At 66.5% G+C, this 7,103-nt stretch carries 7 protein-coding genes; 6 read left to right on the forward strand and 1 reads right to left on the reverse strand.

Annotation, left to right across the window (positions count from 1 at the left end):
• Positions 1–241 precede the first annotated feature (241 nt).
• From ACVOMH_RS14940 to ACVOMH_RS14965, 6 genes are all read left to right on the forward strand, one after another.
• Positions 242–1,228: a PhoH family protein gene (locus ACVOMH_RS14940; RefSeq protein WP_057506224.1), complete on the forward strand. Its 987-nt coding sequence runs from the start codon at positions 242–244 to the stop codon at positions 1,226–1,228.
• A complete protein-coding gene (gene ybeY / locus ACVOMH_RS14945; RefSeq protein WP_481524346.1) occupies positions 1,225–1,710 on the forward strand; it encodes an rRNA maturation RNase YbeY in 486 nt (161 codons plus the stop codon). The genes ACVOMH_RS14940 and ybeY overlap by 4 nt, the downstream gene beginning before the upstream one ends.
• Before the next feature lie 6 nt (positions 1,711–1,716).
• A complete protein-coding gene (locus ACVOMH_RS14950) occupies positions 1,717–2,271 on the forward strand; it encodes a hypothetical protein (RefSeq protein WP_481552465.1) in 555 nt (184 codons plus the stop codon).
• Between the two features lie 71 nt (positions 2,272–2,342).
• Positions 2,343–3,221 carry an HlyC/CorC family transporter gene (locus tag ACVOMH_RS14955; RefSeq protein WP_054657131.1) on the forward strand — a complete coding sequence of 293 codons (879 nt, stop codon included), beginning with the start codon at positions 2,343–2,345 and terminating at the stop codon, positions 3,219–3,221.
• A 35-nt stretch (positions 3,222–3,256) separates the two neighbouring features.
• Positions 3,257–4,450 carry a lipoprotein N-acyltransferase Lnb domain-containing protein gene (locus tag ACVOMH_RS14960; protein ID WP_481552469.1) on the forward strand — a complete coding sequence of 398 codons (1,194 nt, stop codon included), beginning with the start codon at positions 3,257–3,259 and terminating at the stop codon, positions 4,448–4,450.
• 5 nt (positions 4,451–4,455) lie between these two features.
• Positions 4,456–5,472, forward strand: coding sequence for a magnesium and cobalt transport protein CorA (locus ACVOMH_RS14965; protein ID WP_054657129.1), 1,017 nt, complete (start codon positions 4,456–4,458; stop codon positions 5,470–5,472).
• A gap of 57 nt (positions 5,473–5,529) precedes the next feature.
• Here ACVOMH_RS14965 and ACVOMH_RS14970 read toward each other — a convergent pair whose 3' ends face one another.
• Positions 5,530–6,897 carry an NAD-dependent succinate-semialdehyde dehydrogenase gene (locus ACVOMH_RS14970; RefSeq protein ID WP_481552466.1) on the reverse strand — a complete coding sequence of 456 codons (1,368 nt, stop codon included), beginning with the start codon at positions 6,895–6,897 and terminating at the stop codon, positions 5,530–5,532.
• Positions 6,898–7,103 lie beyond the last annotated feature (206 nt).

Here is a 7,103-nt window from a genome sequence, read left to right on the forward strand (position 1 = left end):
TCGCGGCAGGCGGGACCTGCCCCGGCACCGGTCGCTCCAGCAGGCACGCGACGGCCAGCCCCATACGCCTCCGGCACGCAGGTCAACGGCGCCGACAAACGGTATCCCGCTCCACGACCGCGTGTGAGCCGCAGCCGGCCCACGCTCCTGGGTCCGGGTTGCTGGTGGTCCCCTGCCGCGCGCGCTACCCTTCCTTGTCCCTCTTTCCTCCGCGCCGCCCCGGCGCGAGCGTTTTTCTGAAATGACGACCCATTCCCAACGCGATTTCACCCTGGAACCGGCAGACAACGAACGGCTGGCCAACCTCGCCGGCCCATTCGACGAACATCTGCGCCAGATCGAGCTCAAACTCGGCGTGGAAATCGCCAACCGCGGCCCGATCTTCCGCATCAGCGGCCCGGGCAAAACCCCGGCCGAGGCCGAAAAACTGATCAAGGCGCTATATGCCGAGGCCGCCGAGACGGTGTTCGACAGCCACGCCATCCACCTGCGACTGAACCGGGCCAACGTCGAGCACGTCGCCGGGCAGGCCTACGAGGCGCAGGAAGTGGCGATCAAGGTCAAGCGCGGCACCGTGCGTGGCCGCGGCGCCAACCAGTCCAAATACCTGCACCAGATCGCCACCCACGACATCAACTTCGGCATCGGCCCGGCCGGTACCGGCAAGACCTTCCTGGCCGTGGCGATGGCGGTGGATGCACTGAACGAAGCGCGCGTGCAGCGCCTGATCCTGGTGCGTCCGGCGGTGGAGGCCGGCGAAAAACTGGGCTTCCTGCCCGGCGACCTGTCGCAGAAGGTCGACCCGTACCTGCGTCCGCTGTACGACGCGCTGTACGAGATGCTGGGCGTGGAGAAAGTGGCCAAGCTGCTGGAGAAGAACGTCATCGAGATCGCGCCGCTGGCCTACATGCGCGGACGCACCCTCAACGACGCGTTCGTGATCCTGGACGAGGCGCAGAACACCACCATCGAACAGATGAAGATGTTCCTGACCCGGCTGGGCTTCGGCTCCACCGCGGTGGTCACCGGCGACCTGACACAGAACGACCTGCCCAAACACGTCAAATCCGGCCTGCGCGACGCCATCGAGGTGTTGCGTGGCGTGGAAGGCGTGAGCTTCACGTTCTTCGAATCGCGCGACGTGGTGCGTCACCCGCTGGTGGCGCGCATCGTCAACGCCTATGACCGCCGCGACCTGCAGCAGGTCAAACCCGGAGCAGACCTATGACCAGGGGCCCCACCCGCCTTGATGTAGCCGTCAGCTACGCCCTGCCCCGTGCCGGCCTGCCGGCGGCGGTGAGCTTCCGCAAATGGGCCGCTGCCGCGTTGAAGGGGCGTATCCGCGAAGCCGACCTGGCCATCCGTTTGGTCGATACCAAGGAAGGCCAGTCGCTGAACCACCACTACCGTGGCAAGGATTACGCCACCAATGTGCTCAGCTTCCCGGCCGAGCTGCCCGAGGGCCTGCCCAAGGGCGTGAAGTTCCCGCTGCTGGGCGACCTGGTGATCTGCGCGCCGGTGGTGGCCCGCGAGGCCGCCGAACAGGGCAAGGCCCTCAATGCCCACTACGCCCACCTGACCGTGCACGGCGTGCTGCACCTGCTGGGCTGGGACCACGAGGACGACAAGGAAGCCGAGGCGATGGAGCAGCTGGAGCGCGAAATCCTGGCCGACCTCGGCATCACCGATCCCTACGCCGGCGAACGCTGAATTCCGATGAAGCGTCTTTCCCTGTGCATTCTGCTGTGCCTGGTCAGCGGCAACAGCGCCGCCGCCACCGCCATCGACCTGCCGGCGTTGATCGAATGTCGCCAGAGCGTGAGTGATTTCACCGCGCTGGCGCCGATCGCCAACGACCCGCTCAAGGCCGTGGCGCTGGGCTGGCGGCCGCTGCCGCAGGGCAACCTGTTCATGGCCGAATACCGGCTCAACACCCCGATCACCGTGTTCGGCCGCCGTGCCGACCATATCGCCATGGCCGGCGCCACCATCGTGGCGATCCTCGACCTGCCCGATCCCCGTGAACTGGCCCGCGAACTGGACCTGGAATCGGCAGTGGATACCCCGGACAAAGCCATGTTCGGCCGCGAACTGGTCAGCCGCGACGTGATCGATGCCAAGAGTGGCGAAGCCCTGATCGAATCGGTGATCCTGAGCGTGTCCAACGTCAAATCCCACCCCGGCAAGACCCTGGCCGGCTGCACCTACAGCCTGGACATCCCCGCCGAGGATGAAGCGCCGGAGGCCCCGGCGGCACCGTCACCGGCATGAGCGGACCGGAGCGGACATCCTGTTAGACTTGCGCCCAACGCCCGGTTTAGCGGGTGCAGTCAATTGAAGAGATGTCTGAAGACGACAGTAGTACCTCCCCGGAGCAAGGCGAGAAGAAGCGCAGCTGGCTTGAGCGCCTGACTGCGGCCTTCTCCGGCGAACCCCACACCCGCGACGAACTGCTTGCCGTGCTGCACACGGCACAACAGGACGGGCTGATCGCCGCGGACACCCTGCGCATGATGGAAGGCGCCATCTCGGTGGCCGAACTGACTGTCGGCGACGTGATGATCTCGCGCTCGCACATGGTGTCGCTGCCGGTCGACTCGCCGTTCCTGGAACTGATGAAGCAGGTGGTGGAATCGGGCCACTCGCGCTTCCCGGTCCACGGCGAGAACAAGGATGACATTCTCGGCATCCTGCTGGCCAAGGACCTGCTGCGCGGCGTGGTCGCCGACAACACCCACGCCAGCGTGCGCGAGTTGCTGCGTCCGGCGGTGCTGATCCCCGAATCGAAAAAGCTCAATGTGCTGCTCAAGGAGTTCCGGCTCTCGCGCAACCACATGGCGATCGTGGTGGACGAATACGGCGGTGTCGCCGGGCTGGTCACCATCGAGGACGTGCTGGAGCAGATCGTCGGCCAGATCGACGACGAGCATGACGAGACCGAGGACCACACCGCGCAGATCGCCATCCAGGCCGACGGCCGCTATGTGGTGGACGCACTGACCGCCATCGAGGATTTCAACGAGCGTTTCGGCGCCGATTTCCCCGACGATGACTACGACACCATTGGCGGTCTGGTCACCGAGGCCATCGGCCACCTGCCGGAGACCGGGGACGAGCTGACCCTGGACCGTTTCGTGTTCCGCGTGGCCCGTGCCGATGCCCGTCGCGTGCAGGCATTCCACGTCACGGTGCTGCCCCCCGAAACCCGGGACGACGATTGATCCGCCGGCATCTGCCGCGGCTGTTGTCCGCGTTCATGCTGCTGTGCCTGCTGCTGGTCTGCACGACCGGCAGCGCCCAGCCGGCCGCGGTCCCATCCACTGACGCCACCACGCCACGCATCGGCGTGGTGACCATGCTACCGGGCGAGGTCTTCTTCGAGCGCTTCGGCCACGATGCGCTGGTGGTGCTCGACCCGGCCAGCGGCCAGGCCACGTCCTACAACTTCGGCTTCTTCGATCCGTCCGAACCGGATTTCATCGGCAATTTCGTGCGCGGCCGGATGATGTATTACCTGGTGGCGCTGCCCCTGGAAGAAGACCTGGCCCAGTACCGCGACGCCGGCCGCGGGGCCAGCCTGCAGTGGCTGGATCTTCCGCCGCAGCAGGCGCGGAATCTGGCCGACGCCCTGGCCGAGCGTGCCAAACCGGAAAATGCACGCTACCGCTACGACTACTTCACCGCCAACTGCGCCACGATGGTGCGTGACAGCCTGGATCAGGCCATGGGCGGAGGCCTGCAATCGCAGCTGGCCGGGCGCTCGCGCGGCAATACCTATCGCAGCGAATCGGTTCGCCTTGCCTCGCCCTCACTGTGGATGTGGCTGGGATTCGACCTGGGACTGGGGCCGTTCGCCGACCGGCCACTGTCGCGCTGGCAGGAAGCCTTCGTGCCGATGCGCCTGGCCGACAGCCTGCGCGAAGCCCGCAATAGTGAGGGGCGCCCCTTGGTGCAGGCCGAGCAGCAGCTGTTGCCGCAGCGCCTGGCCGCCGAACCCCAGGAGCAGCGCCGTCACTGGTGGCCATGGCTGCTGGTGGGGCTGGCAGTGTCCGCGTCCCTGTTTGCGGCACGTCGCAAATCCCGGGCGATGGCCGCGTTCGCACTGCCGTTCTGGCTGTTCTGCGGTATCGCCGGTGCGCTGCTGACCTATCTGTGGGGCTTCAGCGAGCATCAAGCCGCCTGGGCCAATCGCAATCTGTTGCTGCTCAATCCAATGGCCCTGCTGCTGATTCCCGGCGCGGTCAGCCTGCTGCGTGGCCGTCGCCCCAGCCGCGGTTTCCGTATCGCAGTGGGGCTGCTGGCCGTGATCGCACTGGTCGCGCTGCCGCTGCACTGGCTGTCGCTGCAGCCGCAGTTCAATGTGCAGTGGATCGTGCTGCTGCTGCCGATCCACCTGACTCTGGCGACCCTGCTCGGCAACCCGGCAGCGACCGTTTCCAAGGCAGAATAGGCCACATGGAACCGACCCTGCCCGCATCCGTTTCGCCGCCAGTGAACCCGGCGTGCGTGATCAACTGCACCTGGTACGGCGAGGACGGCACGCTGCGCGCACTGGACCTGGACAGCATCAGCGACGTACTGGCCGACGATGCCAAGGGTTTTGTCTGGGTCGGCCTGTATGAGCCCGACGACGCGGTGCTGGACAAGGTCCAGGAGGAGTTCGATCTGCATGACCTGGCCGTCGAAGACACCCGCAAGGCGCACCAGCGGCCCAAGATCGAGACCTATGGCAACTCGCTGTTCGTGGTGGTGCATACCGCGCAGGTGGTTGACGAGCGTATCCGTTACGGCGAAACCCATGCCTTCCTGGGCCCGCGCTATCTGGTGACGGTGCGCCATGGCGCTTCGCTGTCCTATGCGCCGGTGCGGGCGCGACTGGAGCGCGAGGCCGAGCAGCTGGCGATGGGTCCCTCGTTCTGCCTGTACTCGGTACTCGATGCGGTGGTCGACAACTACCTACCGATCACCGACAGCTTCAGCGAAACGCTGGATCTGCTGGAAAAAGACATCTTCGCCGAGAGCTACAAACGCCGCACGGTGATCCGCCTGTACGAACTGCGGCGCGAGCTCAACAAGATGCGCCTGGCCGTCGCCCCGCTGCAGGATGCGCTGGCGCAGCTGCAACGCAACCAGGCGCAGCTGATCAACGAAGAAGTCCGCCTATACCTGCGCGATGTGCAGGACCATGCCGCGCGGGTCAACGATGCCATCGATACCCTGCGCGAAATGCTGGGCACCGCGTTGAGCGTGAACCTGTCACTGGTGACGCTGACCCAGGGCGAGACGGTCAAGCGCCTCGGCGCCTGGGCCGCGCTGCTGGCCGCGCCCACCCTGATCACCAGCTGGTACGGCATGAACTTCAAGTTCATGCCGGAGCTGGAGGGACGCTTCGCTTATCCGCTGTTGATCACCAGTGTGGCGGTCACCTGCGTCGTGCTGTACCGCCTGTTCAAACGGGCACGCTGGCTGTAACCGCCGCGGCGCGGCTTCCACCGCCGACGCGCACCAATTGGGGATACCGACTCCCGCTCAAGCCACATAGACGGTCTTGATATTCATGAACTCGTGGATGCCATGCCCGGCCAGTTCGCGACCGAAGCCGGAACGCTTGGTCCCGCCAAATGGCAGACGCGCATCGCTTTTGACCACCGAGTTCACGAACGCAGCGCCGCACTGCAGCTGCAGCGCAAGCGTTTCGCCCCGTGCGACATCGGCAGTCCACACGCTGCCGCCCAGACCGAACGTCGTATCGTTTGCCACACGCACCGCCTCTGCGTCGTCCTTCACCCGCAGGATCGCCGCCACCGGCCCGAACAGCTCCTGCTCGTAGGCCGGCATGCCGGGACCGACATGGTCGAGGATGGAAGCTTGATAGCCGGCATGGCTGCCGGCCACCGGCTCACCGCCCAGCAGCAGCGTTGCCCCTTTGTCGATGCTCTCACGCACCTGGCGGTGCAACTCGTCGCGCAGGTCCCCACGCGCCAGCGGCGCCAACGTGGTCGCCTCGTCCTGCGGATCACCGTGGATGCGCGCCTTGGCGGCTTCGACAAAGCGCTGCACGAAGGTGTCGGCAATGGGCTCCACCACGATGAAGCGTTTTGCCGCGATGCAGGTCTGGCCTGCATTGTCGAAGCGCGACTTCACCGCAGCCGCGACCGCCGTATCGATATCGGCATCCGCCAGCACCACGAACGCGTCACTTCCGCCCAGCTCCATCACGCACTTTTTCAGCTGCTCACCGGCGTTGGCCGCGATCGAACGCCCTGCCCGCTCACTGCCCGTCAACGTAACCGCTTTGATACGGCGGTCGCGCAACACCGCGGCGGCCTGCTCATTGTCGATATGCAGCACGTCGAACACGCCCTGCGGCACACCGGCGGCAGCCACCACCTCGCGCAACAGATCGGCGCATCCGGGCACATTGCTGGCGTGCTTGAGCAGCGCCACGTTGCCGGCCATCAAGCCCGGTGCAAGGAAGCGGATCACCTGCCAGACCGGAAAATTCCACGGCATCACCGCCATCACACAGCCGATGGGCTGATAGACCACGTAGCTGCGCTGCGCTTCGGTAGGAATCGGCTGCGGCGCGAGATAGTCGCCGGCGTGATCGGCGTAATACTCGCAGGCGGCGGCGCTTTTCTCGATCTCGGCCAGCGCCTCGCGACGCAACTTGCCCATCTCGGCGGTCATCGTGCGCTGGAGCTCATCGCGTCGCGCGCGCAAGCCGGCAGCGATCTTGTGCAGGAACTGCCCCCGCTGCGCCAACGCCAGTGACGACCATGCCGGAAACGCCGACTCGGCGGCGGCAAGCCGCTGCTCGATCTCGGCCGCGCCCATGAGCGCGATCGTGCCTACGACCCGCCCGCTGAAAGGATTCACTGTCTGATACGACGCCATGGCACACACCTGCATTCAACGAGGCGGTCATGGTAACGCCGGCACTGGAACGCCGGCGTCAGTACATCGCGTGGCAGGCCGCCGCGGGGGGGGGGGGGGCCCGCCCCCCCGCCCCCCCCCCCCCCCCCCCCCCCCCCCCGCCCCCCCCCAGGCGGCGGCGGGCGCCGGCGGGAGAGGGGCGCGGCGCGGGAGGGGGGGGGCGGCCC

Source organism: Stenotrophomonas sp. STEN013, from assembly GCF_056760355.1.

Excerpts from the sequence above, each read along its gene's own strand:
- ACVOMH_RS14955 (WP_054657131.1), top strand. The coding sequence starts at position 2,343 with ATGTCTGAAGACGACAGTAGTACCTCCCCGGAGCAAGGCGAGAAGAAG.
- ACVOMH_RS14940 (WP_057506224.1), top strand. The coding sequence starts at position 242 with ATGACGACCCATTCCCAACGCGATTTCACCCTGGAACCGGCAGACAAC.
- ACVOMH_RS14970 (WP_481552466.1), bottom strand. The coding sequence starts at position 6,897 with ATGGCGTCGTATCAGACAGTGAATCCTTTCAGCGGGCGGGTCGTAGGC.
- ACVOMH_RS14960 (WP_481552469.1), top strand. The coding sequence starts at position 3,257 with ATGCTGCTGTGCCTGCTGCTGGTCTGCACGACCGGCAGCGCCCAGCCG.
- ACVOMH_RS14950 (WP_481552465.1), top strand. The coding sequence starts at position 1,717 with ATGAAGCGTCTTTCCCTGTGCATTCTGCTGTGCCTGGTCAGCGGCAAC.
- ACVOMH_RS14965 (WP_054657129.1), top strand. The coding sequence starts at position 4,456 with ATGGAACCGACCCTGCCCGCATCCGTTTCGCCGCCAGTGAACCCGGCG.
- ybeY (WP_481524346.1), top strand. The coding sequence starts at position 1,225 with ATGACCAGGGGCCCCACCCGCCTTGATGTAGCCGTCAGCTACGCCCTG.